This is a genomic window from Cupriavidus sp. 05L411 (assembly GCF_056398045.1).
Map to the genome: position 1 here is coordinate 70,306 of NZ_JBFTOQ010000004.1, position 26,941 is coordinate 97,246.

The following is a 26,941-nucleotide window of genomic DNA, read 5'->3' on the forward strand; positions in this document are numbered from 1 at the left end:
AGATAGATGGAGAAGTAGCAAGAGGTTCTTGGGAGAGGGGCGGTGCCGCTCAGGCCGTCCGCGCAGCGGGCCGGAAGTCCTCGAGGGGGCGGCCGCACAGCGCGGCAACGATGCGCTGGCAGGCTCGCCCGTCGCCATAGGGATTGACTTGCCGGCGGCATTGCTCGTAGAGCGCGGTGTCGTCCAGCAGGCGGTTGACCTCGGCTACGATGCGGTTGGTGTCGGTGCCGACCAGCTTGACGGTGCCGGCAGCCACCGCTTCCGGCCGCTCGGTGGTGTCGCGCATCACCAGCACGGGCTTGCCCAGGTGCGGCGCTTCCTCCTGCACGCCGCCGGAGTCCGTCAGCACCAGGTAGGCTTCGCGCATCAGCCAGACGAAATCGAGATACTCGAGCGGCTCGATCAGATGCACGTTGCCGATGCCGGCGAGCTTGCGCATGACGGTTTCACGCACACGCGGGTTCAGGTGAACCGGATAGACAATCTGCACGTCGGCACGGCGCGCCAGCAGGGCTAGTGCTTCGCAGATCCGCTCGAACCCCTCGCCGAAACTCTCGCGGCGATGGCCTGTCACCAGCAACAGGCGGCGGCGCGGGTTCAACCATGCATGGCGGGCGGCAATGGTGTTGGCTAGGCAGGCATCGTCGTCCAGGCGCTGGCAGGTCAGGGCAAGTGCGTCGATCACCGTGTTGCCGGTGACGAAGATCTCGCCGGCCAGGTTTTCCTTGAGTAGGTTGTCGCGCGCAGCCGGCGTCGGTGCAAACAGCAGGCCGCTGATCGCATCCGCCACGCGGCGGTTCATCTCTTCCGGAAAGGGCGAGGCCAGATTGCCGGTGCGCAGCCCTGCCTCCACATGCGCCACCGGGACGCCGCGATGGAAGGCCGCCACTGCCGCGGCAGCGGCTGTGGTGGTATCGCCGTGCACCAAGACGTGATCGGGCCTGACGCCGCCGAACACCTGATCGAAGCGTGCCACCAGGAGGCCGAAAAGGCCGTTCAGCGTCTGGTTTGGCGCCATGATATCGAGGTCATAGTCCGCCTGCAGCGCGAACAGCGACATCACCTGATCCAGCATCTGCCGGTGCTGGCCGCTGACGCACAGCACGCTGTGCACGCCGGGCTCGCGATTCAGCGCTTGCACCAGCGGCGCCATCTTAATGGCTTCGGGCCGAGTTCCCACAATCGAAAGCACTCTCATGCCGGCTGGTTCTCTCAAGATATATGTTTTATTAGGTTGCCGGCCGGTACGAAAAGCTGGATTTAGCGTTGACGTATTGCATCGTGCAAGCAATTCGGGACGGATTCTAGTAGCCCAATTCAATGCAAGTGTTTGCTGGATAGGAAAAAACCTTTGAATCGGCGAATTGCTTACATTTTTTGACAATCTAAAAAGTAGGGAGAAATGGCACTTTGCCTTGCTTGAGCGGAGTGCTTTTGTGGGAGGATACGGGCGGGGGATTCGCGGCGACAGGGTATGAGTGACAGCGTTTTTCCGGAAATATCCCCCGGTCCGAGGGGATTGATGGTCGATTTCCCATGGCGGAGCGATTCGGCACAGTGGCTTCCAGACCCCTCGGTCGCAAGTTGGGAAGCGTATAGGTGATGCGCTTACGGAGATGCGGTCGATGCGTCAACCTCACCCAAATGAGGGAGGGCATGCCCAATGGTGTTTTTTGGAATTTACGAATTATGAAGAGCAATTCATAAGCGCAAGGTAGTGTTAGTTGATGGATTGGAAGAGGTGATTTTGACTTTGGGATCTCGACAGGATTGGCATATTTATTTATCGATATTGTTTGGCTGACCGCTTGTCTTATTTGATATCCCTGATAACATCTCGTCCCGATCCAGTGATGGACTTGCGCGGGAGAAAGCGTGCCATTGGCTTATCCAGAGTGTCCATCAGGAGCACGGTGGCGAGGGCAGCGAGCGACGCCCGATGCGCCGGCGTGGCTGTCCGTGACGTTTTCCAGGACCTCATCGGTCCACGGCAGAGCGCTCCAATGCATGGAGAATCCGCAGCGAGCAAGAACGGCAGTGCTGTTCATGCCAGCCCGAACGCCGTATCGCATTCTTTCAGCATCCTGCTCGTGCCCGCGCAGGCAATGTACTTTCCGTCGGCTGGGCGTCACGCTGCCTGGCGGCAGACAGGTAGTGGTGGGAACGTCTCTCTCGCCGGATCGCGTGATCGCACGTGAGGCCGAGATGACCCGGCTGGTATTTCCGCCTATGGCTCAATATGACCGCTTATACGTCGCGTGGATCTGTCTCGCATAGTGAAAATGGCACGGAGGGCAAGACCGCCGGCGCCGGTGTTGCCCGCGCCCATCTTCTGATCGTCAACAGCCGGCCCGACGAGCTGCGTCCATTGATCGAACTGCTGTGCAGTGAGCAGTATCGCGTCAGCGTGGCATTCGATGGCGCGCAGGGCTATCACCGGGCACAAGCGCTTTCGCCCAGCCTGATCCTGCTGGACGTGCGGCTGCCTGGCCTCGACGGCTTCTCCGCCTGCCGCCTGCTCAAGGCGAATCCACGGACCAGGGACATCCCCGTTATCTTTCTGACCGACGCCAACAGCATCGAGGAACGCCTGTACGGTCTGCAGAACGGTGGAGTGGACTATATCCTTAGGTCGTCCGAGCCGGTAGAGGTGTCGGCGCGCATCAGGATTCACCTTGCGCTGGCGGCGCGGCGCCCTGCGGACGAGGTCGTGCTGCCGCCTTCAGCCCTCAGCGGGGACCAGGTGCTGGTTCAGGCGGTCGCGCAGTATCTGACCGATAGCCTTGCCGCCACGCCGAACCTGGCAGAGCTCGCGCGGCGCTTTGGCACCCATGAAAAACGCTTATCGCGCGCTTTCCGCGAGCAGTTGGGCAAGACCGTATTCGAATACCTGCGAGAGAGCCGACTGCTCCTGTCGAAGCGCCTGCTGGCGGAGACCTCGTTGAAGATCGTCGACATTGCCGCGCAAGTCGGCTTCTCCAGCGCGGCAAACTTTGCCACCGCATTTCGCGAGCAGTTCGGCCTCACGCCAAAGGCATTCCGGCATTCGGTGCAGGGCTCCGAGCAGCCGTTGAGCGCGTAGTGCGCTGTGCCGGCCGTGCTAGCCCCGGCGCGATCACGCTCACCGCTGCAGTTCTTCGTCGAGGTCGGTGCACTGATCCATGTGGCTAGCGTGATCCTGTCGACTTCCGATGAACGGCTGTCATTGGGCGTACTCAACGACCAGCAATGCCGTGGCCATGGTTTTTCCAGGATTCGAAATGACATGCTGAACATCCGCTGGATAGCGCGCGGACTCGCCGTGCCGGACTTTCTTCTCACTGGGGCCGGATTGAACGGTGACGCAGCCGCTCATTACGGACAGATGTTCTTTCGAGCCACTCTCATGCGGCTCGGATGCGAGTACGCCACCAGGATGGATCGACAGCTCATACCATTCCACCCGGCTTGCAAGGTCCACCGGGCCGAGAATCTTCAACTCGCATTTGCCATCCGGGCTTCTGATCACCGGGATCGAGTGAGCGGGAATGACCGTCACGGTTGGCGTCGGCTTGTCGGCCTGCCCACCGGAAAGGAACTCGGCCAGGCCAATCCCCAAGGCGTTCGCCAATCGCCACAAGACCGCTACCGTGGGATTGGCGAGATTCCGCTCAACCTGCGAAAGCATCGATTTGGATACGCCAGCACGCCGGGAAAGCTCGTCGAGAGAGAGCTTGCGTGCCTGGCGAAGCAATTGCAGCCTGGCTCCAATGACGGGGGGGCCTTCTGCGAACGCCTCGGCCGGGGGGACTTGTGCCATGAAATGAGATCCTGTAAAGTGAACAGAACGTTCGATATACAGAACACGTTCGGTTTATCGATCATTCTCAGTTTACAGGAGCACCGCTGTGCCGACAACAGACGCATTCTACGCAGCCATCCGCCAGGAGCTCGAGTCCATTGAACAAGCCGGTCTGTTCAAGACCGAGCGTGTCATCGCCTCTCCCCAGGGCAGCCTTATCAGGACTACCGATGGGAAGGAAGTCATCAACCTGTGCGCTAACAACTACCTGGGCCTCTCGTCCCATCCGGAGGTCGTGGAGGCTGCGCATCGCGCGCTCGCCGAACGTGGTTTTGGCTTGAGCTCCGTTCGGTTCATTTGTGGTACGCAAGACCTRCACAAGTCGCTCGAGGCGCGTCTCGCGAGCTTTCTCGGCACCGAGGACACGATCCTCTACGGCTCGGCGTTCGATGCAAACGGGGGCCTGTTCGAGACGCTCCTTGGTCCGGACGACGCTGTCATCAGCGACGAACTGAACCACGCGTCGATCATCGATGGCATCCGGCTCTGTAAAGCCAAGCGTTTCCGCTACAAGAACAATGACCTGGAGGATCTTCGCGAGCAGTTGAAGGCGGCCGATGCCGCAGGCGCACGTTTCAAGCTCGTCTTTACCGACGGCGTATTCTCGATGGATGGCACGATTGCCCGGCTCGACGAGATCCGCGAGATCTGCGACGAGTTCGGGGCGCTCCTGGGGATTGACGAGTGCCATGCCACCGGCTTCCTTGGGCCGCGTGGCCGCGGCTCTCACGAACACCGTGGGATCTTCGGAAAGGTCGACATCATCACCGGAACGCTTGGCAAAGCGCTTGGGGGCGCCTCGGGCGGCTTTACGAGTGGGCGAAAAGAAGTCGTGGCGTTGCTGCGCCAGCGCTCCCGGCCTTATCTTTTCTCGAACACGGTGGCGCCGTGCATCGTGGGCGCGACACTCAAGGTGCTCGACCTGCTCGAAGCCGATACCGCGTTGCGAGACAAGCTCGAGCGCAATGCGCGGTACTTCCGCAGCAAGCTCGGCACGCTGGGTTTCGACGTGAAGCTAGGCGACCACCCCATCATTCCCGTCATGGTGTACGACGCGGAAATGGCGCAGCGGCTGTCCCGGCGTCTGCTGGAGCTGGGCGTCTATGTCATCGGTTTCTTCTATCCCGTGGTCCCCAGGGGGCAGGCACGCATCCGCGTGCAGATCAGCGCCTTGCACGGCAGCGCCGAGCTGGACCAGGCGTTGGAGGCGTTCGAGATCGCAGGCAAAGAACTGGGGATCATTCAATGACAAAGCCAGCCAGGGTTCTGATCATTGGCGCCAACGGCCAATTGGGAACAGAGTTGGCGTCGGCGCTGGCCGATCGCTATGGCAAGCAGAATATCGTCACGAGCGACATGGTGCCGCATGGCCGCCACCCGCACCTCACGCATGCAATGCTCGACGTAACCGATCGGGCGCAACTCCGCGATGTCATCGAGCGGCATGGGATCACCCAGATCTATCACTTGGCAGCCGCATTGTCGGCAACCGGAGAGAAGTCGCCCACATGGGCGTGGCAACTCAACATGAACGGCCTGCTGAACGTGCTGGAGGCGGCGCGTCACCAGAAGCTCGACAAAGTATTCTGGCCCAGTTCGATTGCGGCATTCGGCCCGACAACGCCGCCGGACGCCACACCCCAAAGCACCATCATGGAGCCCAAGACCGTCTACGGCATCTCCAAGCTGGCGGGCGAAGGGTGGTGCCGTTGGTACTTTGAGAACCATGGCGTGGATGTCCGGAGCCTGCGGTATCCAGGATTGATTTCCTACAAGACGCCTCCAGGCGGCGGAACCACGGACTACGCAATCGATATCTTCCATTCGGCGCTCAGGGCGCAACCCTATGCCTGCTTCCTGGAGAAAGATGAAGCCCTGCCAATGATGTACATGCCGGACGCCGTTCGCGCGACCATCGAGCTGATGGAGGCGCCTGGCGCCAGCATCTCCGAGCGGGGAAGCTACAACCTTGCGGGCTTGAGCTTCACGCCTGGCGATATTGCGAACGAGATCCGGCGGCATTGCCCGGGGTTCGATGTCAGGTACGAGCCTGATTTCCGTCAGGAAATTGCCGGTGGATGGCCTGACTCTATCGACGACTCGGTAGCCAGGCGGGATTGGAACTGGAGACCTGAATTCGGCCTCAAGGAGATGGTGGCCGATATGCTGAAAAACCTGGCAACGCTGAACCAGGGTAGCGCCTTGGAATGCGTGAGTTGAGACCGGGTTGGCACAGCAGGTAAAGCCAGGAGCCCGGGCGCCGGCCAGCCTCGCGGCATGACAGCAGGCTGCGCGAAGGTCGTTGCACGGTAGCGCGGGAAACGTATTGACAGGGTCGAGACCCAGTGATAGAAGATCGCCTCGATTTCGGACGCTAGGGTGCGTTGTCGGGGAATGAAGGCGATCAGGACGATGCGCGATGCCGCGCGGGCGATAGACAAGGCGCGAGGCGCCGGCCGCATCGATCCGAATAACGATTACCAGAGGAGACAACTCATGATCACGGCTGCAAATCCAGCAATCCGACTTTCCGGCCGCGAGGGCCGCCTTCGACATCGGAGGGTTCATGCTGGCGCACTACCGGCGCGAAGCCGGGCAACCCGTATCCGGAAGGTCATTGCGCGCCGGAACCAATTCACGGGGGAGAGCCGTGCGGGTGCTGACAAGCGTTCGCGGGTCTGAGAGGAGATCAATATGACTGACGTAAGGAAACGGCTCGACGAAGAGCGGGCCCACGAGGAGAAGGATCTCCATCGCGGGCTCAAGGACCGGCACATCCAGATGATCGCCATCGGCGGCGCCATCGGTGTCGGACTGTTTCTGGGAGCGGGGCGCGCGATCGCCATCGCCGGCCCGGGACTGATGCTGAGTTATGCCATCGGCGGCGTGGCGATCTTCTTCATCATGCGCGCGCTGGGCGAGCTGCTGCTGTACCGCCCGGTGACCGGATCCTTTGCAACCTACGCCGAGGAATTTGTCGGCCCCTTTGCCGGCTTCGCCACCGGCTGGTCGTACTGGTTCATGTGGGTGGTCACCGGGATGGCCGAGATCACCGCGGTCGCAGTCTACGTGCACTACTGGTTCCCGGACGTGCCGCAGTGGATACCGGCGCTGGCCACCCTGGCGGTGCTGTACCTGGTGAATTGCATCGCGGTCGCGGTATTCGGTGAGCTGGAATTCTGGTTCGCGCTGATCAAGGTGGTGACCATCATCGCCATGATCGTGATCGGGCTGGCGATCATCTTCTTCGGTGTGACACCGCTCGGCCCGACGGCCAGCTTCTCGAACCTGTGGACGCATGGCGGCTTCATGCCGTTCGGGACGCTCGGCGTGGTGCTGACCTTGCAGATCGTCATGTTCGCCTACCAGGGCGTGGAACTGATCGGTGTCACCGCGGGGGAGGCGCAGAATCCCGAGAAGGTGTTGCCGCATGCGACCAACGGCGTCGTCTGGCGCATCCTGATCTTCTACGTTGGCGCGCTGATCGTCATGATGGCGCTGGTGCCCTGGAATGAGCTGAAGCCCGGCGTCAGCCCCTTCGTCTACGTGTTCGAGAGGATCGGCATTCCGGGGGCGGCCGCGATCGTCAATCTGGTCGTCATCACGGCGGCAGCCTCATCTTGCAACAGCGGCATCTTCAGCACCGGGCGCATGCTGTACACGCTGGCGCAGTTTGGCCAGGCGCCGCGCGCCTTCGGCAGGGTCAGCAGCAAGCATGTGCCGTCCACCGCCATCACGTTCTCGGCCGTGCTGATGGGCATCGGCGTGCTGCTCAACTACATCGTGCCGGAGCAGGTCTTCGTCTGGGTCACCAGCATTTCGCTGGTCGGTTCGCTGTGGACCTGGTCGATCATCATGATTGCCCACCTCGGCTATCGCAAGGCAATCGCCGCCGGCCGGGTCAAGGCGGTGGACTTTCGCATGCCTGGCGCGCCTTATGCCAACTGGCTGGTGGTCGCCTTCATGATCGCGGTTGCGGCGCTGCTGTCGCTCGATCCGGGTACCCGGGTGGCGCTCTACGTGGCACCTGTGTGGTTCGCGCTGCTCGGCATCGGCTATCGGCTCACCAAATCGCGTGCGCCGCTTGAGGGGCATGTCCGAAAGTCGGCTTGATCACGGTCCCGCGCGCTGCCGGTGTTCCCACGCGGCGGCGCGCCGCGCCGGACCCCGGCAGGTTGAATCTGCAGCCAATCTCGGTCGGTCGGCCCATGATTGATCAATGACTGATCCGCACCTATACGCGGACACCTGAGGTCGTGAATTCCGTGAAGCCGATTGCGCCGGCCAGACATGCACGACGGATGGGCAGGCAGAGAACTCCTGCCCCGAATGCCGGACTGACGTATGCCAATTGGTTTCTAACGCCGACGGCAAAGGCAGCCGGGTTGCCCTGTGCGGCGCCAACACAGTCAGCAATGCGAGCCAGTCAACCATCTCAAGCTTGTCGGCCAGGGGCTGCGGTATCAAGCGTTCTTTTTCCGAGGCCTTCTGCAAGGCTGCGTTGAATAGCGTTTCAGCGGTCATGACTGCACTCGATTTCGTGAAGTAGGGCGGCTTCCAGTGGCTTGCGTCCTCTTCCAGGCAGCGTATCGATCAGGCATGCAAACCGCACACGGCCGGAAGCAGGCGGCGATAGCGATCGACTCGTCGCGAAAGAAGACACGCTGTTTGATATAGCCCCCGCGGGCGATGGACTGCAGGGCCGCTCGGCAATCAAATCTGCCGTAGATCCGCCCGCCTCGATGGCCACCAAGTGTGCCCGGCACCGAACTCTCATAGGGCTTGCCGTCCCGTCCGATCAGCGTCCAGGTTCTCGATTCGGTCATGGTCCGATCCACCATTTAGGCTCACACAAAATGATGGAACGTGAGTTCCACGCCAATTCGTTCACCCTGCCGGACGCGACTGATCGCGTGCTTGAGGTTGACCCGATAGTCGCCACGCGTGCCTTTGATCGGGCGCTGAGCTGTCGTGATAATGGCCACATCGCCAAGTTTGAGCGGAACGACCAGCGGCCGTGATTGCATGCGTGGGCGCTGCTCCGTCATGACAAACTCCCCTCCGAGGAAGTCGTCGCCCGGTGTCGTAAGCAAGGCAACGACTTGCATCGGGAATACGTGCTCTGCATCACTGCGTTGGTGCAACGCGACGTAGTCTCCGGCACTCAGCCGGCTCAAGTAAGACTGGCCGCGCTTCTGTCCCGCGGCGCTGCATTGCTGGAGGAACGCCGACAATTCCTCTGGATAGCGGTAACTTATGTCCAGTCGCTCGTTCCACGAGTTGGCAATTGCCGCGAGCTTGGGATAAAACGCTTCGTGCAGCGACTGCCACGGGTCTGGTAAGTTCTGATCGAAGTAGAACAGATCACCTTGCCCGAGTTCGGTGGTCACCAAGGGCATTCTGCGAGTCTTTCCGTCGAAATCGGTCCGCCGCGCCAGCTCGCGCGCCCGATCGGCAGCAAGCAGCCCCGGGATCACGGCGTAGCCGTCCGCATCCAGGTGGCCGTATATGGCAAGCCAATCCAGTTGATCGAGCGCATCGGAGAATTGCGTCATGGCAGCATCCTTTCAGGTTTGAGCCTCGCGTTGGAGCAATTCGCGCTTGCGATCCACGCCCCAGCGGTAGCCGGCGATATCGCCATCGCGCCGCACCACGCGGTGGCATGGAATGGCCACGGCAATGTGGTTCGCAGCACAGGCCTGCGCTACGGCACGCACGGCCTTGGGAGCGCCGATGCGCTCGGCGATCTCCGCGTAGCTCACAGTCGTGCCCGGCGGAATCTCGCGCAGAACCCGCCAGACGCGCTCCTGGAAGGCCGTGCCCTGTACGTCCAACGGCAGGTGCAGACCGATAGCCGGTGCCTCGATGAATCCCACCACCTGGGCGATCAAATGCTCGAACTCAGCATCGCCGCCGATAAGCTGCGCCTTGCGGAACTGGTCCTGCAGGTCACGCACCAGCGCATCCGGGTCATCACCCAACAGAATGGCACAAATGCCGCGCTGGCTCTGCGCCACCAGAATGGCACCTAGCGAGCACTGCCCCACCGCGAATCGAATGACCGCCCCGGTGCCGCCTGCCAGGTAGTCTCGCGCCCGCATGCCCAGCAGATGGTCGGAGGCTTCGTAGAACCGGCTATTGGAGTTGAAGCCGGCGCCATAAATCGCGTTGGTGACCGAAGTGTTGGGTGTGCTCAACTCCTCCCTCAACTTGCGGGCACGATCGGCCGAGCTGTAGGCCTTGGGGGTGAGGCCCGTTTCGGCCTTGAACAGGCGATGGAAGTGGAACGGGCTCATGCCGATTTCGGCCGCCAGGTCGTCGAGCTGGGGCGGTGTCTCTGACGCCTCGATCAGGCGACAGGCACGCTCCACCAGCGCGGCGCGCTCGACTGCAGCGCTGGTCTGGTCGCCACGCGCGCGGCGGCTGGGGCGGTAGCCCGCCGCTTCGGCAATTTTTGCCGAGTCGAAGAACTCCACGTTTTCGCGCTTGGGCAATCGTGCCGTAGAGCTAGGCTGACAGTACACGCCCGTGGTGCGCACAGCGTAGACGAAGTGCCCATCGGCCGCGACATCCCGCGCCTGCACAGCCTCCCAACGGGTATCCTCGGAGTCGTAAACATTGGTCGTATTCATGGCGACAGTCCTGGAATTGTCAATCACAGAGACAGGATAGGCAGGAATTCATTCGCAAGAACTCCGATTCTTGCGAATGAATTTCATCATTTGGGCGGCAGTCGCCACAGGTACCAGGCCGCGACAGTCCGCCAGGGACTCCAGGCTCCGCCAATCTCGCGCATCTGCCGAGGTGTCGGCGTCTCCTCCAAGCCCTTCAGGCGCCGGTATCCCTCGCGCACGCCGAAGTCGTCCACCGGCAGGATGTCTGAGCGCTCCAATGAGTAGATCAGGAACATTTCGACGGTCCAGCGCCCCACGCCACGCAGGCAGACCAAGCGCTCGATCAGCGCGGCGTCAGGAAGGCGCCGAGCTTCATCGAGACTGGGCACAAATCCGTCCACCGCGGCCTGCGCGATGCCACGTATGGTGGCCAGCTTGGCGGCCGAGAAGCCGCACGCGCGCTGTGTCTCGGGATCGGTTGACAGGAGTTGTGCCGGCGATGGGAAGGCGGCTTCCGGATAGAGGGCCAGCAGTCGCGCAAGAATCGCATCGCCGGCCTTGGCGTGCAACTGCTGGTAGGCGATGGCGCGCACCAAGGCTTCGTAGGGCTCGCGCGCAGGTTTGGCCTCATGTAGGCATGGGCCAACGATGGCGATATGGCGCGCCCAGTCTGCATCTAGACCGGACAAGTACTGAGAGGCCCGTTCGTACGCGCGCGGAGACAAGTCGGCTGCAATGGTATCGGCCAAGATCAGATCCCCGGCAACATGGCAGTCTGTGGTTCGGCACGCTCTGGCGCGATCGCCCTCTCGTGTTCCAATAGCCAGCGTTTACGGGGCACCCCCCGTGCGTCACCCTTGAGGTCGCCATTGCTGGCGATGACCCGATGACACGGTACGATGATGGCGATCGGATTGGCGCCATTGGCTGCACCGATGTCGACGGCCGCGCGCGGATCGTCGAAGCCCAGTTCCTTGGCCAGCTTGCCGTAGGTCGTGGTCCTGCCGGCCGGAATGCGGCGCAGCGCGGCCCAGACCCGGCGCTGAAGCTGAGAGCCAGCGGTCTCAGTCCGCAGGGCATCCGGCGCGCGCAATTCACCCGAAAAATAGCGGGCCAAGGCTTCGGCGATCTCGGATGGGGCCGGAACTTCAACCAGCTCGACACTGCCATAGCGCAGGCGTTCGCCACTTGTCTCGAAGAGTTCAAACGACTCCATGTTCACCTCGAATCGTGGAAGATAAGCCCCACCGTATGCCGCTTGCCGCTGCGGATGCGGCTGACGCCATGCCGCATCGCCACTCTTTTGATGCCGCGCAACCCCGTCGCTGGYCGCTTATTGACGGTGAATACCACTGCATCGCCCTGGCGCAGTGCGACGACATCGGCGCGTTGCGCTTTGGTCGAGAACTCCGTCATGACGAACTCGCCACCGGCGAAGTCCCTGCCAGGTTCCGACAAGAGAATTGCCACCTGCAACGGGAAAACGTGCTCGCCGTAGAGATCCTGATGCAGGCAGTTGTAGTCACCTTCGCCATACTGGAGGATTAGCGGCGTCGGCCGCATCTGCCCGGCCTGGTGGCATCGGTCGAGGAATACATCCAGCTCATCCGGGTATCGCGTGTCGATTCCCAACTGCCGGTTCCAGCGATTGGCGATCGGCACGAGTTGGGGATACAGCGCATGCCGCAGCCAATTGAGCAGTGGTGGCAATGGGTATGTGAAATACTTGTATTCACCCCGCCCGAATCCGTGGCGAGCCATGACGATCCGAGCGCGAAAGCCTTCCTCCCTCGAGTACAGTGCCGCGAGCTCATCGCATTGCTCCGCAGCCAGCAGGCCAGGCAGGACGGCATTTCCATGGGCATCAAGCGAACGCTCCATGTCGATCCAGTCGCAAGTCAATCTCTCCATGGGGCTATCGCGCCCCGCATTGGCCCTCATTGCGCGCGCTCCTCGGCCAACATGGCAAGCTTGCGTTCGACACCCCAGCGATAGCCGGACACAGAGCCATCGCTGCGCACCACACGATGGCAGGGAATGACGATGGCCAACACGTTTGCGGCGCAGGCACCCGCCACGGCGCGAACGGCTGCCGGCCCGCCGAGATCCTGAGCTACTTCCATATAGCTGCGCGTTTGACCGGAAGGAATGCCGACCAGCACCCGCCAGACTCTTTGCTGGAACGTGGTACCACCTATGTCGAGATTGGTCACGCCGCCTTCGGAGTGGCCCCTTTCGATGAAGGCAATGACCTGATTGAGTTCGCGTGGAAATGCCGATTCGTCGGCTCGCAATTCGATGTTCGGGAATGCCTCTGCGAGTTGATCACGCAAGGCTGGTGCATCCTTGCCCAGGAGGATGGCGCAGATGCCCCGCTGGCTTTGTCCAACGAGAACCATACCCTGCAACGTCTGTCCGACGGCGAATCGAATAGGGCCCTCTACCCGGGTTCCGGGGGTACGGAAGTTGTACTTGAACGTGGGAAAAGAACGAACTCTCATGGCACATCGCTCGCGTCGGCTTTTGGGTGTCGTAAGTGTAGAAATTCACGCCCCCTGAGAAACTCCGATCTTTGCGGTTGAATTCTCTGGCGGCGCGACTCACCAGCCGGGGTATCTGGCGATGAGTTGGAGCCCGAGCGTGAGACATCCTGCGTCCTGCATGTAGTGCAGGGCCTCGGACGCCTTCCAGGTACTAGGGACTCGCCGCAGCCAGATCGAATCGGGCCCAGACCGGGAGAGCCAAATGATGGTCGCGGCCATCATCTGCCGTTCAGGGGCCATCGCACGAAAGCCGGCACGCCAGCGCGCCCGCCTTTTGGAAAACCACGGATCCAAAATCAATCTATTGAATGTCTTAGGGCCTCGAAGCTACGGCGCACACAGTCTGTTAGCTGATTAGCCAGGAATCCCACTGGAAAATGGTCCGATGTCACGGCGTAGCTATTGAACGGAACCACTTCAGAAAAAGGGATCTCGGCAACATTTTGCATTCGAAGCGCTCGGGAATCTATCGGGCTTACGATAGACGAGCCAAGGCCTTTGCTAACCATCGTGCAAATTGTCGAGGCGTATGGCGTCTCGATAGAGAGATGCCTGAGGTCATTGGGAAAATGACGATCTATCTGGTTTCGGTTTGGGCTACCCATGGGCAGCGATATGAAGTGTTCATTTTCAAAATCGCTTGGATACACGACATCATGCGCGGCCAGCCTATGTGAACTATTGACAATCACCACACCCCGAGCAGTATTGATCAGTTCAAAATCCAGGCTCGGCAAATCAGTGATAATAGAGCAGAATCCAACATCACAAAAACCAGTCGCCGTCCATTTTGCGACGACATCGGACCGCCCCAGATTAACCACAATCGGTATGTCTGGAAACATACCCCTGAAAATCTGAAGGGCGTCCGGCAACACGCAGTGTGCAATCGAGCCTACCGCGCCCACGCGGAGCAAGCCGGTCCCTCGGCGGCGAATCGAATCCGCGCTTTCCCCCAGAGACTCCAGGCCGAGAAATGCGCGTTCCACGTCGGCATAAAACGCCTCCGCTTCCGCCGTCGGGATCAGCCGCGTCCCGATTCGTTGGAATAGTGTGAACCCAACCGTCTGCTCCAGGAGCGAGATCCATCTACTGACATTCGGCTGAGAGGTGTGGAGGAGTCCGGCTGCCGTGGTCATCGAACGCGTCTTCATCACGGCCCTGAACGCCTCGACTTGCTTGAAGTTCATGTGAGGTCCTCAAAAGCACACATTTTGGCCCACCCGCTCCGGCCGTGCGCACCGGATCCTATCATATCAATTTTGTATGAATAGCAGTGAAACGCTGATTTGACGCATGGTCCGCCTCATTCCAAACTGGTCGCATCCTATTAACAGAGTGCTGCCATCATGGAATCGAAAGTTAGCCGTCGACTCAAACAACCTCCCGCGAAAGAGGTTATTGATTACATTTTCCAGCCCCGCACGACCAGGGAGTTCTTCGCGAAAAATTTCGCGATTCTGACTCAAATCAATTTCTCTCACCTGTTGATGCTTAACGACCAAGGCATTCTCGACAGGGACACGTCGATTCAACTGGCCAATGCTCTGATAAAGATGCAGGAGGACGGCCCCGAAGCGGTTGAGCTCGACGCAGCACGAGAAGATGCATATTTCAACTACGAAGCGCATCTGATCAGGCTGGTAGGTCAGGACATCGGTGGTCGCTTGCATACGGCACGCAGCCGCAACGATATGGGCGCCACCAACGATCGTATTCGCGCCCGCGATTTCATTCTACGCATCAGTCGGGCATTGATCGATGTCGCTCGCGCCGCGGCGGCGCAAGCGGAGAGGTTCGCCACCTATGTGATGCCTGGATACACGCACATGCAGGCTGCGCAGCCTATCACCTATGGGTACTATCTGTCGGGACTGGTCGATGCCTGGTCCCGGGATATTGATCGCCTCATGCACGTCCTGGAAACGACAGACAATTGCCCGCTTGGCGCCTGTGCCTTGGCCGGCACCTCGTTCCCCATCGATCGGGCGTCGACCAGTTCGCTGCTGGGCTTCTCCCGACCCATGGCGAACTCGCTGGACGGGGTTGCATCACGCGACTTCGCATTGGAACTGAGCGCGGTGCTCTCGATCATGATGATCACTTGCAGCCGGATGGTGCAGGATTTCTACATCTGGTCGACGCCGGAGTTCGGATTCCTGTCGTTCCCCGACAGCATTGCCGGCACGTCCAGCATCATGCCGCAAAAGAAGAATCCGGTCGTCCTGGAGTATCTGCGGGGGAAGACATCCCATCTGATCGGACTGACGTCGGCCGCACTGACAACAGTCAAGTCCACCCATTTTTCGCACTCGGGCGACAGTAGCCGGGAAAGCACGAGGACGTGCTGGGAGAGCTGCGAGGAAGCCGTAAAGGCTCTCGAACTGATGAAACTGCTTGTGGAGCGCGTTGAGCCAAATCGGCTGCGCATGGCAGACCGTGCTGCGCAGGACTTCTCGGCTGTCACGGATCTGGCTGACCTGCTGGTACGAAAAGCCGACCTCTCGTTCCGGGACGCGCATCACATCATCGGCGCTGTCGTTCGGCAAGCGCTTGACCAAGGAATCCCTGCCACGGGGATTACTGCCGAAATGATCGATGCCGCAGCGCTCGAACAGGTGGGGCGCAGGGCCTCACTATCGGAAGACGATATCGGCGAGTGCCTGGATCCGGTTCGCAACGTTGCCGCGCGCCGGTCGTATGGCGCGCCGGCTCCGGATGGCGTCCTCCAGCGCATTGGCGAGCAAAAGCGCTCACTCAAAGAGAAGACAGATGCAATCGATGCGGTTGGTCACCGGCTCGTCGAAGCACAAACGTTGTTGGAACGACGTACCCGCGCGCTCGTTTCCCCTGAGTCCGACCAAGGCGCGTAGTTCCTACGCCTATTCACCGAGGAATCGAGCGATGTCCAAGTTCGTCGTAGTTCTCGCCTTTGCCATGGGTGTCGTTTCGGCAGCAAACGCTGAAACCTACCCGGACAAGCCAATCAATCTCGTAGTGCCGTTCGCGCCCGGCGGCACCGTCAATCTCACAGCGCGCCTTCTTGCCACACGGATGTCAGAAGTGTTGGGGCAGCCGGTTGTTGTTGACAACAGGGCCGGGGCCGGAGGGAACATCGGAGCCGCCTACGTTGCGCGCGCGAAATCCGATGGCTATACGCTCTTGTACGCGACGCCGGCGAATCAAGTGATTCAGCCACTGCTATCCAAGAACCTGCCTTTCTCGCCGTCAAGAGATTTCAAGCCGGTCGCGCTATTTGCTACCGTCCCGAATGTGCTGGTGGTGTCAGAAAACACCCCTGCCAGGAATATGGCCGAATTGCTGCGGTATGCCAAGGCAAATCCCGGAAAGCTGAACATGGGATCGGCCGGGATGGGGTCGGCAAACCACATGGTCGGTGAACTGTTCATGCTCAGGACCGGCACGACGTTCACCCATGTTCCCTACAAAGGTGCTGGCCCTGCTACTGCGGATCTCCTGGCGGGTCAGGTACAGGTGCTCTTTGTCAATCTGCCAACGGTGCAACCCTACATAAAGCCGGGCAAGGTTCGCGTGCTAGCCATCGCGAGCAAGGAGCGAAGCCCGGCGATTCCTGACATTCCGACGTTCGACGAGTTGGGTATCAAGGATGCGAACACAGAATCGTGGTCTGCCCTGATGGCTCCGGCTAATACGAGTCCGCAGGTGATCAAGAAACTCCAGGATACCGTGATCTCGATTGCGAACGACAAGTCCACGATCCAGCAATTGGCGGCTCAGGGCGCACGCCCCTTGCCAGGCACGGCTGCCGACCTCCAGAAGCTGATCAACGAAGACACCAAGCGTTGGACTGAAGTCATTCAGCATGCGAAGGTCCAGATTGACTAGCCGGTAACAGCGAGGGTCAGAGGCAAGCTGTGGGCGGTGGGCGGCTAGGACAGGCGTGCGATCTCCTCCAGCAGTGCCGCCTCCATCGCTTCGAGCGGCGCGCGCGCGCAGCCGGTGTAGAACTCGACCTGGGCGCAAGCCTGGTGCAGCATCATGCGCGTGCCGTCGATGGTGCGGCAGCCAAGCGCGGCGGCATCGCGGATCAGCTTGCTCCTGACCGGGATAAAGGCAGCATCCATGACGATCAGGTGGGCGGCGAGCTGCCCGGCCACGGGGTTGACATCGGGTGCGCGAAAGCCGGCGGCCGTCGCGTTGGCGAGCATGTCGAAGTCTGCCGCCCGGAAATCGGACAACGCGCCGCCAAAGCGCAGGCCAAGCGAGGCGGCCAGTTCTTCGCCGCGCGCCGCGGTGCGGTTGAATACGGTCACGGCGGCGCCGGCCTCGCGCAATCCATAGGCCATGGCACGCGCCGCGCCTCCGGCGCCCAGCAGCGCGATGCGCTTGCCCGGCAGCTCGGTCACCTCCTGGAAGGCGCGTACGGCGCCGATGCAATCGGTGTTGTAGCCGGTCAGCACGCCATCGACATTGTTGATCGTATTGACCGCGCCGATGGCGCGCGCGGGCTCGTCGAGGTGATCGAGGTGAGGGATCACGGCCTGCTTGTGCGGCATCGATACATTCATGCCACGCACGCCCAGCGCCCGGATCGATTGCACGGCGCCGGGCACGTCCTGCACGCCGAAGCAGACGAAGGTGTAGTCGATCTCCAGCGCCCGATAGGCAGCATTGTGGATGCGCACATTGAAGGTGAAAGGCTCGCCCATGATCGAGCCGCACAGCGTGGGAATGGAACGGGGCATTGCGGATGGTCCTTGCAGGGAAATCGGGTGGCGGTCCGGCAGGCCTAAGCGGCCATGGCTGTCAGGTCGAAGCGCGCGGCGGGTGGCCGGCCGGCCAGCGCGTCCAGCAGATTGCGCGTGGCCAGTTCCGCCATGGCGCGGCGGGTTTCATGCGTGGCTGAGCCGATGTGGGGCAGGGCCGTCACCCGCGGATGGCAGCGCAGCGGCGAGTCCTGCGGCAGCGGTTCGGTGGCAAAGACGTCGAGCCCGGCCGCGCGCAGGTGGCCGCTGTCGAGCGCCGCGAGCAGCGCGTCTTCCTGCACGATCTGGCCGCGGGCGCCGTTGACAAAGATGGCGCCCGGTTTCATCAGTGCGAACTCGCGCTGCCCCATCAAGCCGCGCGTGCTCTCGGTCAGTGGCAGCGTGACGGCGACGATATCGGCGCGCCGCAAGGCGTCATCGAGTTCCGTGCGGGTGGCGCGCCCCACGAGATCAGGCGGTTCGGCGGCAGTCTCGTTGACGTAAAGCACCTCCATGCCGAAGCCAAGCGCCGCGCGGCGCGCCACCGCCTGCCCGATACGCCCGAAACCGAGGATCGCCAGCGTCTTGCCGTGCACGTCCCAGCCGAACAGGCTTTCACCGATATTGGCGGCCCAGCGGCCTTCGCGCACATGGGCGGCGAGCTCGACCAGGCGGCGGCTGGCCGCCATGATGAGTGCGAAGACGGTATCGGCGGTGGTTTCGGTGAGTACGCCGGGCGTATGGCAGAGCGCAATGCCACGCCGGCGCAGGCAGGCGAGGTCATAGTTGTCGACCCCCACCGAAATGCTCGAGATCACTTCCAGCTGGCCGGCTTCTGCCAGTTCGGCCGCGCCTAGCTTGACGCTGGAGCCGATCAGGCCGTGCGCGTTTGCCAGCGCGGCGCGAAAGGCCGGCCGTTGCGCCGGCTGGCGCGGGTCGGCGACGATCACGTCATGCTCCGATTCGATCCGGACGAGCAGGTCGGGCGGAATGGGACGGAACACCAGTACATTCTTGCGCATCGCAAATCCTTGCTGTGACTTCACAGGTTGCTGGCCGCCAGCAGGGCATGGGTCGGCAGGCCTTCGGTATCGCCGCGCACCTGCACCGCCCGCGCGCCGATCCATGCGCCGCGCCGGACGGCATCGGCCACCGGCCGGCCTTCCAGCAGCGCGCTGATGACGCCCACGGCAAAGCCGTCTCCGGCGCCGACGGTGTCGACGACACGCTCGACGCTGAACGCCGGGACATGGCCGGTGCCGGCTTCGCCATCGAAGTAGGCGCCTTCCGCGCCCAGCTTCACGACTACCAGCCTGGCGCCGCGCCCACGGTAAAAGGCGGCAATGCGTTCGGGCTCGGCATGGCCGGTCAGGAAGCGGCCTTCCTCGATGCCGGGCAGCACCCAGTCGCACTGTTGGGCCAGATCGTTCAACGTCTCGCGCATCAACTCGGGCGTGGCCCACAACGCGGGGCGCAGATTGGGATCGAACGAGATCGTGCGGCCGGCAGCCCGCATGGTGGCGATGGCCTGGCGCGTGGCGGCCTGCGTGCCTTCGGCCAGTGCGGGAAACACGCCGGTGACGTGCAGGTGCCGTGAGCGCCGTAGCCACTCGTCGTCCAGATGCCCCGGATTCATGCGGCTTGCGGCCGAGCCGCGGCGGTGATATTCCACGGGTGGATCGCTGCCGTCGTCGACCCGTCCCTTGAACTGAAATCCGGTGCGCTCGCCGGGCTCGCACACCACCTGGCTGCAATCCACACCTTCGCGCCGCATTTCACCGAGCAGGTAGCGCGCCATCGAATCCTCGCCCAGGCGGCTGGCCCATCCGACCTTCAGGCCCAGGCGCGACAGGCCGATGGCCACATTGGTCTCGGCGCCGGCAGTGCGCTTGTGGAAGGTCTGCACGCCTTCGAGCGGCCCGGCTTCACCGGCCACCAGCATCAGCATTGCCTCGCCCAGTGTCACCACATCCAGATCGGGGCTCATGCGGGAATCTCCACTGAACGCAGTAGTTCGACATGGTTGCGCGTGACCTGTACCAGGTCTTCCCCTTGCAGCGGAAACTCAATGGCGCGCGCAACGCCGGCGGGCAGGCGGCGCAATACGCTGCGCCATGGCGCGGCCGATTGGTCTGGCGGCACCGCGATCCACTTGGCGGGCATGCGCAGCACGCCTTTGCAGTGCACATAGCCCACCTGGGCGGCGAAGACCTGCGCGGCGTCGAGCGGATCTTCGCCCGTCCAGTGCCAGTTGCCCATATCGAAGGTCATCGGCACCGTCTTGCCGAGTGCCGTGGCACGCGCGAAGAAGTCGCGCAGCGGCGGTACGGTGCCGGCGCTGGCGGTCTGGTCGTTTTCCACGACGAGCTCGATGCCGCCGTGCCGCAGCCACGGGAGCAATCCTTCAAGTGCCGTGCCTTGGCGATAGCCACCCAGCGACATCTTGACGCGGCCGGCACCGAGCGCCAGCGCGGTCGTGAAGGCGCGATCGAGCGCGGCGAGATCGAGGCTGCCGGTTTCGCTCCAGAGGCCTTCGGGGCTAGACCAGACCACGCTTAGCCCATGCTGTTCAGCGACCGCGCGCTGCTCTCTGACTTCATCCTTGTGTCCGCGCTGGAGTTCGCCGCGGTATTCCACGCCGTCGGCCCCGGCCGCCGCGGCAATCCGCGCCAGCGCCGCCTGCCCGTCGCGTTGGGCCAGGTCCGCGCCATAGGCCGTGAGCGAGATCAGCACCGGCGGCTGGAAAGAACCATCTTGTCGCCGCTGGTTCATTTCAGGGCTCCCGCGCTGAGGAATTGCTGCAGTTCCGGTGTGCGTGGCTGCGCGAACAGCGCCTTTGACGGGCCCGCTTCGTGCACCTTGCCCTGGTGCATGAAGATGGTGGTATGGGCCATGCGGCGCGCGAACTCCATCTCATGCGTCACCAGCACCATGGTCATGCCGGAAGCGGCCAGGTTTTCCATGACGCGCAGCACCTCCGCCGTCAGCTCCGGATCGAGCGCGGAGGTCACTTCGTCGAACAGCATCACCTTGGGTTCCATKGCSAGCGARCGSGCGATSGCCRCGCGCTGCTGYTGKCCGCCSGARAGCTGCTCGGGGTAGCAGTCCCTCTTGTCCTGCAGGCCGACCTGGGCCAGCACCTGGTCGACGATGCCGTCGATCTTGCCCGTGGCCATCTTCTTGACGATGGCAGGCGCCAGCGCAATGTTCTCGCCCACCGTCAGGTGAGGAAAGAGGTTGTAGCTCTGGAACACCATGCCTACGTCGCGGCGCAGGTCGAGCAGCCGCTTCCTGTCGTGATCCAGCTTGTGCCCGGCGACCGTGATATTGCCGGCGTTGATGGTTTCCAGGCCGTTCAGGCAGCGCAGCATGGTGCTCTTGCCGGAGCCGCTGCGGCCGATGATGGCGACCACCTGGCCCGGCTCGATGGCAAACGATACGCCCTTCAGGACTTCGACGGGGCCATAGGATTTGTGCACGCCTTGTGCTTCAACGATGGGCATGGAGCCTCCTTTCCATGCGCCTGGCTGCCGATGAAAGCGGGAAGCAAAGCGCGAAGTAGATAAGTGCGACGACGACGAAGACCGCGAAGGGCTGGAAGGTCGCGTTGTTGATCAGCTGGCCGGCGCGCGTGAGTTCGATGACGCCGATGATGGAAGTGATCGAGGTGTTCTTGACCAGCTGGACCGAGAAGCCCACCGTGGGCGGCAGGGCCAGCCGCACGGCCTGCGGCAGCACGACATGGCGCAGTTGCTGCCAGCGGGTGAGGGCGAGCGCCTCGCTGGCCTCCCACTGCCCTTGCGGTACGGCCTCGATGCAGCCCCGCCAGATCTCGCCAAGGTAAGCGCTGGCGTAGATCGACATCGCCAGCATGGCCGCGACCATCGGCGACAGCTTGAGCCCGAGCACGGAGAGACCGTAGTAGCTCAGGAACAGCACGATCAGCACCGGCGTGCCTTGCACGATCTGGATATAGACCGTGCTGGCGAGGCGCAGCAGGGCGCTTCTGGAGGTCCGCCCCAGCGCCACCAGGAAGCCGGCCAGCGTGCCGCCGACGAAGGCCAGCAAGGTCACCCACAGCGTCCAGCGTGCTGCCAGGAGCAGGATTTCAAGATGATTCCAGGAGAACTCGGTGATCATTTCGCGCTCCCTGCAACAGCCGGCGTCAGCGCCGCCTGCGCCAGGGGCGCAACGCGGGCAGTGCGCGCTGCCTTCCTGGCGCGCGCCACCACGCGGCGGCGCCTGAACACCAGATTGCCGATCAGGGCAAACATGGCGCGCAAGAGCAGTGCCAGCCCGATGTAGATGAACATGACAAGGATGTAGCTCTCGAAGGTGCGGAAGGTCTGCGAATCGATCTGGCTGGCGACCGCCGTGAGCTCTTCCACCGAGATCGCCGACACCACGCTCGAGGTCAGCATCATCAGCGTGAACTGGCTGGTCAGCGCCGGATAGACTTTCTCGAAGGCCGGCACCAGGGCGACGTGGCGGATCAACTGCCAGCGCGTCATGCCCAGCGCGGCGGCGGCTTCGAGCTGCGAACGGTGAACCGCCTGCAAGCCGGCCCGGATGATCTCGGTCGAGTAGGCGCCGAGGTTGACCGTCATGGCAATCACCGCGGCGGTGATGGCATCGATCTGCAGGCCGATGGTAGGCAAGCCGAAGAAGATGATGAAGAGCTGGATCAGGAAGGGCGTGTTGCGGATCGCCTCGACGTATACCCTGGCGGCGCGCTGGAGCCAGGGGCCGCCAAACGCTGCCGCGATGGCGCCGGCGGTACCGACCAGGGTGCCAAGCAGGATCGAGCCAAAGCTGAGCGCCAGCGTCATGGCTGCGCCGTCCGCAAAGCGGTCCAGCTGCGACAGCACCGGGCTCCATTCAAATTGATAGTTCATGCGGGTCTCCTGGCGCGCAGGCTGACGCCCGCGCGCAACGTCGGACGTGCCGGGGTCAGAACGTTTGCAGCGCGGGCAGCGCCTTGCCGGTCCACTTCTGCGCAATGGCGTCGAGTTCGCCATTGAGCTTGACGTAGGAGATGGTGGTGTTGAGCCACTGGCGCAGCTCGAAGGCGTCCTTGCGCACGGCCATCGAGTTCGGTTGCACGGAGAACGCGAACTTGGCATCGAACTTGCCGGCGCCGCGTGCCTTCATGATCTCGTTGCCGGTGGTGCTGGKCAGGGCAATGGCTTCGACCTGGTTGCTGATCAGCGCCTGCGCGCAGGTGGCGTCGTCCTCGAAGCGGACGATGCTCATGCCGGGCACCGCCAGGCGGGTCAGTGCCGTGTCCTGCGTGGTGCCGCGCGTCACGCCAACCTTCTTCTTCCCAAGCTCAGCCAGCTTGGCGTACTTGGCCGCGACCGGCGCGAAGATGGTCAGCTCGAACGCGCTGTAGGGCGAGCTGAACATGATGGCCCGCGCCCGCTCGGGCGTCGGCGCCAGGGTGGCGACCAGGAAATCGACCTTGCCGGCTTCCAGCGCCGGAATGCGGCTGGGAGAGGTGAGCGGCACGATATCGACCGGCACGCCGAGGTACTTGCCCAACAGGTTGGCCACGTCGACATCGTAGCCGGCTGGCTTGCCGGTGGCGTCCGTGGTGCCGAAGGGCGGCGCGCCCGTCACCACGCCGATGGTGACCTTGCCCCTCTTGACGATCTCGGCGACGGTCTGTGCCTGGACGCCGGCCGAGGCACTGGCCAGGACCAGCAGCGTGAGCACGGGCGCCGCAATCTGGCGCAACAAGCGTTGGATAGTCATCAATGTCTCCTGCACGTTCTGTGGAAAGCGTCGCTGGCGTCGCAGCGATCGGCAAGTACGGTTCTGAAACCGGTTTCAGGATTATAGGAAACCGGTTTCAGAACTCCAGCAGTGGAAACCCTTACGGGTGGAACAGGGGATGGAGCGAGGGGGAGGGTGGCGCTCGTTACGCCGTCGCGTCGCCAGGAACCACTGTCGGGTTCCTGTCAGCCGCGGCGCGTCGACCCACGCTTGACCAGGGTGCCTGGCAACAGGACCTGGCGCGGCGCAAGCTGCGCGCCTTGCAGGCGCTCGATCAGGCAGTTGGTGGCGGCGCGTCCGATATCGTCGGTCGGCTGGGAAATGGTGCTCAGGCCGGGGCCGATCAGGGCAGCCCATTCCGGATCATCGAACCCGATCAGGCCGAGGTCGGTGCCCAACTGCCACCCCAGCCTGGCAGCGGCGGCGGCCACGCGCAGCGAGATCACCGCATTGGCCGCCAGCACCGCTACCGGCGCCTTGCCGGCGTCGCGGCGCAGGGCGCGCAGCGCTTCGTCCAGGGCGGCGTCGTCACCGGTACGGGCTTCGAACACGCTGCCGCCAAGCGAGTCGGCGTGTTCCGCGATGAAGTTCTGGAAGGCCCGGGCCCGCTCGTTGCGCGAGCTGATGGCCTTGATCGGCTCGCTGATGAAGAGCAGGCGCCGGTAGCCGGCTTCGAGCAGGTGGCCGGCAGCCTCGTGGACCGCGGAAAGGTTATCCAGGGCCACCAGGTCGACTTCCGCGTCGCCGACCTTGCGGTCGACCAGCACGACCGGCTTGCCCAGTTGCGCGGCATCGGCAAGGGCGCCGGCGTCGTGGCCCAGCGTATGCAGGATGAAGCCCTCGACCCGGTAGGCCGACAGTGAGCGAATGGCTTCGCGCTCCAGTTGCTCGTCATTGCCCAGGTTGAACAGCATCACCATATAGCCAGCGTCGCGGCAGGCCTTCTCCACACCACGCAGCACGGCCACCGAGAACGAGTTGGAAACGTCCGCCACCACCAGCCCGATCAGGCGCGACTTGCCGCGCTTGAGCGCCTGCGCCATGGGACTCGGGCTATAGCCCAGCGCGCGCACGGCCGCGGCCACGCGTGCCTCCACGTCGGCGGACAACTGCTCGCCGCCCCGGTTCAGGTAGCGCGATACCGTTGCTTTCGAGACGCCCGCATGGTTGGCAACGTCCTGGATGGTGAGTTTCTCTGCGGGCTTCAGGTTGGACTTGGCTTGTGTCACAGTGCGTGGCATGGGAAGTTGGTCTCGGTGAAACCAGTTTCAGGATTATGCATCGTGCGTACCTGTCTTGCCAGCACGCCGGCCTTCGCGCAGATTCGCGGGGTCGTGACGGGCATGCCAATCGTGTTTGCGTCGCGCTGTTCGTCACGCAGAACGCGTATCCGCGCGAGGTGCTGGCCGAGGCGATCATGCGCTGTGCGGAAGAGGCCCGGGCCGCACCTGCGCGATAATGTGGGCCTTGCTATCAGAGTGAGGCAACATGGGCTATGGAACGCCGTCGCTGGACATGCGCCTTGCGCATCTCCTGAAGGACAAATCCGTCACCGGCGCCTGCCTGGCGCACGTGCGCGAGGACTCGATCGAGGTGGCCGCCGCCGGCGTGAGGAACCACGACACCGCCGAGCCGGTGGATGCCAGCACCGTGTTCGGCGCGGCATCGCTCACCAAGCCGATCGTCTCGTACGCCTTGCTGCAGCTTGTCGACGCCGGCGTGCTGGATCTTGACGAGCCGCTGTCGCGCCCGGCCCAGCCGATCGTGCCGGACGATGCGGCCTCGGCGCGCATCACCATGCGCCACGTGCTCACGCATACCTGTGGCCTGCAGAACCTGCGCGACAAGAATCCGCTGCGGCTGCACTTTCCTCCTGGCGCATGGTTCAGCTACTCCAGCCTGGGGTTCATTTTTCTGCAGTCCGCCGTCGAGGCAAAAACAGGGGAAACCCTGGAAGCGATCCTGCGGCGCCTGGTGTTCGAGCCGCTCGGGATGCGCTCATCGAGCCTGGAGTGGCAGGATCGGTTCCTCGCGAATGCGGCCAACCCGCATGAAGCGGCGCAGCGGCTCGACGTGCATCGCCCGCCCGCGGCGAGCGCCTCCTATTCGCTGCAAACCACGGCCGGCGACTACGGCGCCTTTGTTGCCGCCGTGCTCCGGGGCGACAGGCTCAGTGCATCGACTTGGCAACAATGGCTGACGGCGAGCGTCATGGTGCCAAAAGGAGAAATCGTCTACCTCGATGGCGCACCGGCTGCCACGGAGCCGGACATCGGCTGGGGGCTGGGGTGGGGCGTCGAGCCCAGCCGGGGCACGTTTTTCCAGTGGGGCAAGATGCAAGGCGTGAGGGCATTCGTGATGGGCAGCACCGAGCAGCGCGCGGGCGTCGTGCTGCTCACCAACAGCAACACCGGCTTGCGGCTGATGGAGGATGCCGCCCACGCGGCGCTGCCCGGTGAACACCCTGCGGTTCGTTGGCTAGCGCACGGGGTCAGCGAGTAGACGCAGGCCGTGGCGCGGCGTAGTGGCGCTGGCGCAGGTTCTCCGTGGTTTCACCAGTGCCGTCCGCGCGCCAGCCGGGCGGCAGCATCACGTAACGGATGGCGGTCCATGCATTGCCCGCCGACGCGATATCCCGCGCAAGGCTGACCCAGTGCTCGAACTGATTGACGAGCGGGTTGCGCGTGCGCGTCGGCGTCACCAGGCCGTAACGGCACGGTTCGTCGGCGCGTTCCTCGACGTAGGTGCCGAACAGGCGATCGAACACGATCAGCACGCCGCCGTAGTTGGCATCCAGGTAATTGGCATTCGACGCGTGGTGCACGCGATGCGCCGACGGCGTGTTGAACACGTATTCGAGCCAGCCGAGCTTGGGCATCCACGTGTTATGTAGCCAGAACTGATACAGCAGGTTGAACATCAGCGTGGCGAGCACGACCTCAGGGCGCACGCCAAGCCAGACGAGCGGCGCGAAGAACATCGCCGAGCCGCTCAGCTTGCTGGTCCAGCCAAGCCGGTAGGCGGACGACAGCGTCAACTGGTTCGGCGAGTGATGGACCGCATGCGTGGCCCAGAAAAAGCGGATGCGATGCGACGCGCGGTGATACCAGTAATAGCAGAACTCCTGGCCGGCAAACAGCAGCAGCGCCATCAGCGCGCTGTTGATCGTGACGGTAAAGAGGCGATGATCCCAGGCGAAGGCAAGGATCGGCGTTGCCAGCGAGAGCGGCAGCAGCGCGAACAGCTTGCCGCCTGCCAGGTCGGCCAGAGACAGCCATGTTTCATTCCAGTCGAACGGCGCGGCGCTGTTGCGCAGTTTTCGGGTCAGCACGAACGCCTCGATCAGCGAGACGGCGACGATGAACGACGTGGCTAACGCGACATAGAGCGCGATGTTTCCAGTGGTGTGCATGATGGGCGCGGAACAGGTTGAGGTGGGAC

At 62.9% G+C, this 26,941-nt stretch carries 27 protein-coding genes; 7 read left to right on the top strand and 20 right to left on the bottom strand.

Annotated elements, in window-relative coordinates; all coding sequences use genetic code 11:
• Window positions 1-49 precede the first annotated feature (49 nt).
• Window positions 50-1,198: a non-hydrolyzing UDP-N-acetylglucosamine 2-epimerase gene (gene wecB, locus AC1DQR_RS05815; RefSeq protein ID WP_416048395.1), complete on the bottom strand. Its 1,149-nt coding sequence runs from the start codon at window positions 1,196-1,198 to the stop codon at window positions 50-52.
• A gap of 1,041 nt (window positions 1,199-2,239) precedes the next feature.
• Between wecB and AC1DQR_RS05820 the strand changes: the two genes are divergently transcribed.
• On the top strand, window positions 2,240-3,082 hold the full coding sequence (locus AC1DQR_RS05820; RefSeq protein ID WP_477132687.1) for a response regulator transcription factor: 843 nt from the start codon (window positions 2,240-2,242) through the stop codon (window positions 3,080-3,082).
• 120 nt (window positions 3,083-3,202) lie between these two features.
• Here AC1DQR_RS05820 and AC1DQR_RS05825 read toward each other — a convergent pair whose 3' ends face one another.
• Window positions 3,203-3,799, bottom strand: coding sequence for a helix-turn-helix domain-containing protein (locus AC1DQR_RS05825; RefSeq protein ID WP_477132688.1), 597 nt, complete (start codon window positions 3,797-3,799; stop codon window positions 3,203-3,205).
• Window positions 3,800-3,887: 88 nt separating this feature from the next.
• On the opposite strand from AC1DQR_RS05825, the gene kbl reads away from it, so the two are divergent.
• The 3 genes from kbl to AC1DQR_RS05840 all read left to right on the top strand — a co-directional run bounded on the left by kbl (window position 3,888) and on the right by AC1DQR_RS05840 (window position 7,954).
• Window positions 3,888-5,090 carry a glycine C-acetyltransferase gene (kbl, locus tag AC1DQR_RS05830; RefSeq protein WP_477132689.1) on the top strand — a complete coding sequence of 401 codons (1,203 nt, stop codon included), beginning with the start codon at window positions 3,888-3,890 and terminating at the stop codon, window positions 5,088-5,090.
• On the top strand, window positions 5,087-6,061 hold the full coding sequence (locus AC1DQR_RS05835; protein ID WP_477132690.1) for an NAD-dependent epimerase/dehydratase family protein: 975 nt from the start codon (window positions 5,087-5,089) through the stop codon (window positions 6,059-6,061). The genes kbl and AC1DQR_RS05835 overlap by 4 nt, the downstream gene beginning before the upstream one ends.
• A gap of 474 nt (window positions 6,062-6,535) precedes the next feature.
• Window positions 6,536-7,954 (top strand): amino acid permease, encoded by a 1,419-nt coding sequence (locus AC1DQR_RS05840; protein WP_416048400.1) that lies wholly within the window; start codon window positions 6,536-6,538, stop codon window positions 7,952-7,954.
• 407 nt (window positions 7,955-8,361) lie between these two features.
• Here the strand turns inward: AC1DQR_RS05840 and AC1DQR_RS05845 are convergent, their stop codons facing one another.
• From AC1DQR_RS05845 to AC1DQR_RS05880, 8 genes are all read right to left on the bottom strand, one after another.
• The gene (locus AC1DQR_RS05845) at window positions 8,362-8,667 is read right to left on the bottom strand and encodes a metal-binding protein (RefSeq protein WP_477132691.1); all 306 of its coding nucleotides are present in this window, start codon (window positions 8,665-8,667) and stop codon (window positions 8,362-8,364) included.
• A gap of 21 nt (window positions 8,668-8,688) precedes the next feature.
• On the bottom strand, window positions 8,689-9,396 hold the full coding sequence (locus AC1DQR_RS05850) for a 2OG-Fe(II) oxygenase (RefSeq protein ID WP_416048402.1): 708 nt from the start codon (window positions 9,394-9,396) through the stop codon (window positions 8,689-8,691).
• Between the two features lie 12 nt (window positions 9,397-9,408).
• Window positions 9,409-10,473: a bifunctional DNA-binding transcriptional regulator/O6-methylguanine-DNA methyltransferase Ada gene (gene ada, locus AC1DQR_RS05855; RefSeq protein WP_416048403.1), complete on the bottom strand. Its 1,065-nt coding sequence runs from the start codon at window positions 10,471-10,473 to the stop codon at window positions 9,409-9,411.
• A gap of 86 nt (window positions 10,474-10,559) precedes the next feature.
• Entirely contained in the window at window positions 10,560-11,204 is a 645-nt protein-coding gene (locus AC1DQR_RS05860; RefSeq protein ID WP_477132692.1) for a DNA-3-methyladenine glycosylase family protein, read from the bottom strand.
• 2 nt (window positions 11,205-11,206) lie between these two features.
• Complete coding sequence (locus AC1DQR_RS05865; RefSeq protein WP_416048405.1) at window positions 11,207-11,671, bottom strand: methylated-DNA--[protein]-cysteine S-methyltransferase; 465 nt, start codon at window positions 11,669-11,671, stop codon at window positions 11,207-11,209.
• A gap of 2 nt (window positions 11,672-11,673) precedes the next feature.
• A complete protein-coding gene (locus AC1DQR_RS05870; protein WP_416048406.1) occupies window positions 11,674-12,366 on the bottom strand; it encodes a 2OG-Fe(II) oxygenase in 693 nt (230 codons plus the stop codon).
• 26 nt (window positions 12,367-12,392) lie between these two features.
• Complete coding sequence (locus AC1DQR_RS05875; protein ID WP_416048407.1) at window positions 12,393-12,956, bottom strand: methylated-DNA--[protein]-cysteine S-methyltransferase; 564 nt, start codon at window positions 12,954-12,956, stop codon at window positions 12,393-12,395.
• 338 nt (window positions 12,957-13,294) lie between these two features.
• Entirely contained in the window at window positions 13,295-14,188 is an 894-nt protein-coding gene (locus AC1DQR_RS05880; RefSeq protein ID WP_416048408.1) for a LysR substrate-binding domain-containing protein, read from the bottom strand.
• 159 nt (window positions 14,189-14,347) lie between these two features.
• On the opposite strand from AC1DQR_RS05880, the gene argH reads away from it, so the two are divergent.
• Both argH and AC1DQR_RS05890 read left to right on the top strand, forming a co-directional pair.
• Window positions 14,348-15,871, top strand: a complete 1,524-nt coding sequence (gene argH / locus AC1DQR_RS05885; RefSeq protein ID WP_416048409.1) for an argininosuccinate lyase — start codon at window positions 14,348-14,350, stop codon at window positions 15,869-15,871.
• Between the two features lie 31 nt (window positions 15,872-15,902).
• Entirely contained in the window at window positions 15,903-16,865 is a 963-nt protein-coding gene (locus AC1DQR_RS05890) for a Bug family tripartite tricarboxylate transporter substrate binding protein (protein WP_477132693.1), read from the top strand.
• Window positions 16,866-16,909: 44 nt separating this feature from the next.
• Here the strand turns inward: AC1DQR_RS05890 and AC1DQR_RS05895 are convergent, their stop codons facing one another.
• The 9 genes from AC1DQR_RS05895 to AC1DQR_RS05935 all read right to left on the bottom strand — a co-directional run bounded on the left by AC1DQR_RS05895 (window position 16,910) and on the right by AC1DQR_RS05935 (window position 24,741).
• Window positions 16,910-17,725, bottom strand: a complete 816-nt coding sequence (locus tag AC1DQR_RS05895; RefSeq protein ID WP_477132694.1) for a shikimate dehydrogenase family protein — start codon at window positions 17,723-17,725, stop codon at window positions 16,910-16,912.
• 44 nt (window positions 17,726-17,769) lie between these two features.
• Window positions 17,770-18,747 carry a 2-hydroxyacid dehydrogenase gene (locus AC1DQR_RS05900; protein WP_477132695.1) on the bottom strand — a complete coding sequence of 326 codons (978 nt, stop codon included), beginning with the start codon at window positions 18,745-18,747 and terminating at the stop codon, window positions 17,770-17,772.
• Between the two features lie 20 nt (window positions 18,748-18,767).
• Window positions 18,768-19,712: a sugar kinase gene (locus AC1DQR_RS05905; protein ID WP_477132696.1), complete on the bottom strand. Its 945-nt coding sequence runs from the start codon at window positions 19,710-19,712 to the stop codon at window positions 18,768-18,770.
• Window positions 19,709-20,497, bottom strand: coding sequence for a sugar phosphate isomerase/epimerase family protein (locus tag AC1DQR_RS05910; protein ID WP_416048414.1), 789 nt, complete (start codon window positions 20,495-20,497; stop codon window positions 19,709-19,711). The genes AC1DQR_RS05905 and AC1DQR_RS05910 overlap by 4 nt, the downstream gene beginning before the upstream one ends.
• Complete coding sequence (locus tag AC1DQR_RS05915) at window positions 20,494-21,228, bottom strand: amino acid ABC transporter ATP-binding protein (RefSeq protein WP_477132697.1); 735 nt, start codon at window positions 21,226-21,228, stop codon at window positions 20,494-20,496. Before AC1DQR_RS05915 ends, AC1DQR_RS05910 begins: the two co-directional genes overlap by 4 nt.
• The gene (locus tag AC1DQR_RS05920; RefSeq protein WP_150985829.1) at window positions 21,215-21,865 is read right to left on the bottom strand and encodes an amino acid ABC transporter permease; all 651 of its coding nucleotides are present in this window, start codon (window positions 21,863-21,865) and stop codon (window positions 21,215-21,217) included. Before AC1DQR_RS05920 ends, AC1DQR_RS05915 begins: the two co-directional genes overlap by 14 nt.
• A complete protein-coding gene (locus AC1DQR_RS05925) occupies window positions 21,862-22,620 on the bottom strand; it encodes an amino acid ABC transporter permease (RefSeq protein ID WP_416048416.1) in 759 nt (252 codons plus the stop codon). Before AC1DQR_RS05925 ends, AC1DQR_RS05920 begins: the two co-directional genes overlap by 4 nt.
• A gap of 55 nt (window positions 22,621-22,675) precedes the next feature.
• Window positions 22,676-23,479, bottom strand: coding sequence for a transporter substrate-binding domain-containing protein (locus AC1DQR_RS05930; protein ID WP_477132698.1), 804 nt, complete (start codon window positions 23,477-23,479; stop codon window positions 22,676-22,678).
• A 206-nt stretch (window positions 23,480-23,685) separates the two neighbouring features.
• The gene (locus AC1DQR_RS05935; RefSeq protein ID WP_477132699.1) at window positions 23,686-24,741 is read right to left on the bottom strand and encodes a LacI family DNA-binding transcriptional regulator; all 1,056 of its coding nucleotides are present in this window, start codon (window positions 24,739-24,741) and stop codon (window positions 23,686-23,688) included.
• 247 nt (window positions 24,742-24,988) lie between these two features.
• On the opposite strand from AC1DQR_RS05935, the gene AC1DQR_RS05940 reads away from it, so the two are divergent.
• Window positions 24,989-26,002 carry a serine hydrolase domain-containing protein gene (locus AC1DQR_RS05940; RefSeq protein ID WP_477132700.1) on the top strand — a complete coding sequence of 338 codons (1,014 nt, stop codon included), beginning with the start codon at window positions 24,989-24,991 and terminating at the stop codon, window positions 26,000-26,002.
• Here the strand turns inward: AC1DQR_RS05940 and AC1DQR_RS05945 are convergent.
• On the bottom strand, window positions 25,992-26,912 hold the full coding sequence (locus tag AC1DQR_RS05945; protein ID WP_477132701.1) for a sterol desaturase family protein: 921 nt from the start codon (window positions 26,910-26,912) through the stop codon (window positions 25,992-25,994). The two genes, AC1DQR_RS05940 and AC1DQR_RS05945, sit on opposite strands and share 11 nt — an antisense overlap.
• Between the last annotated feature and the right edge of the window lie 29 nt (window positions 26,913-26,941).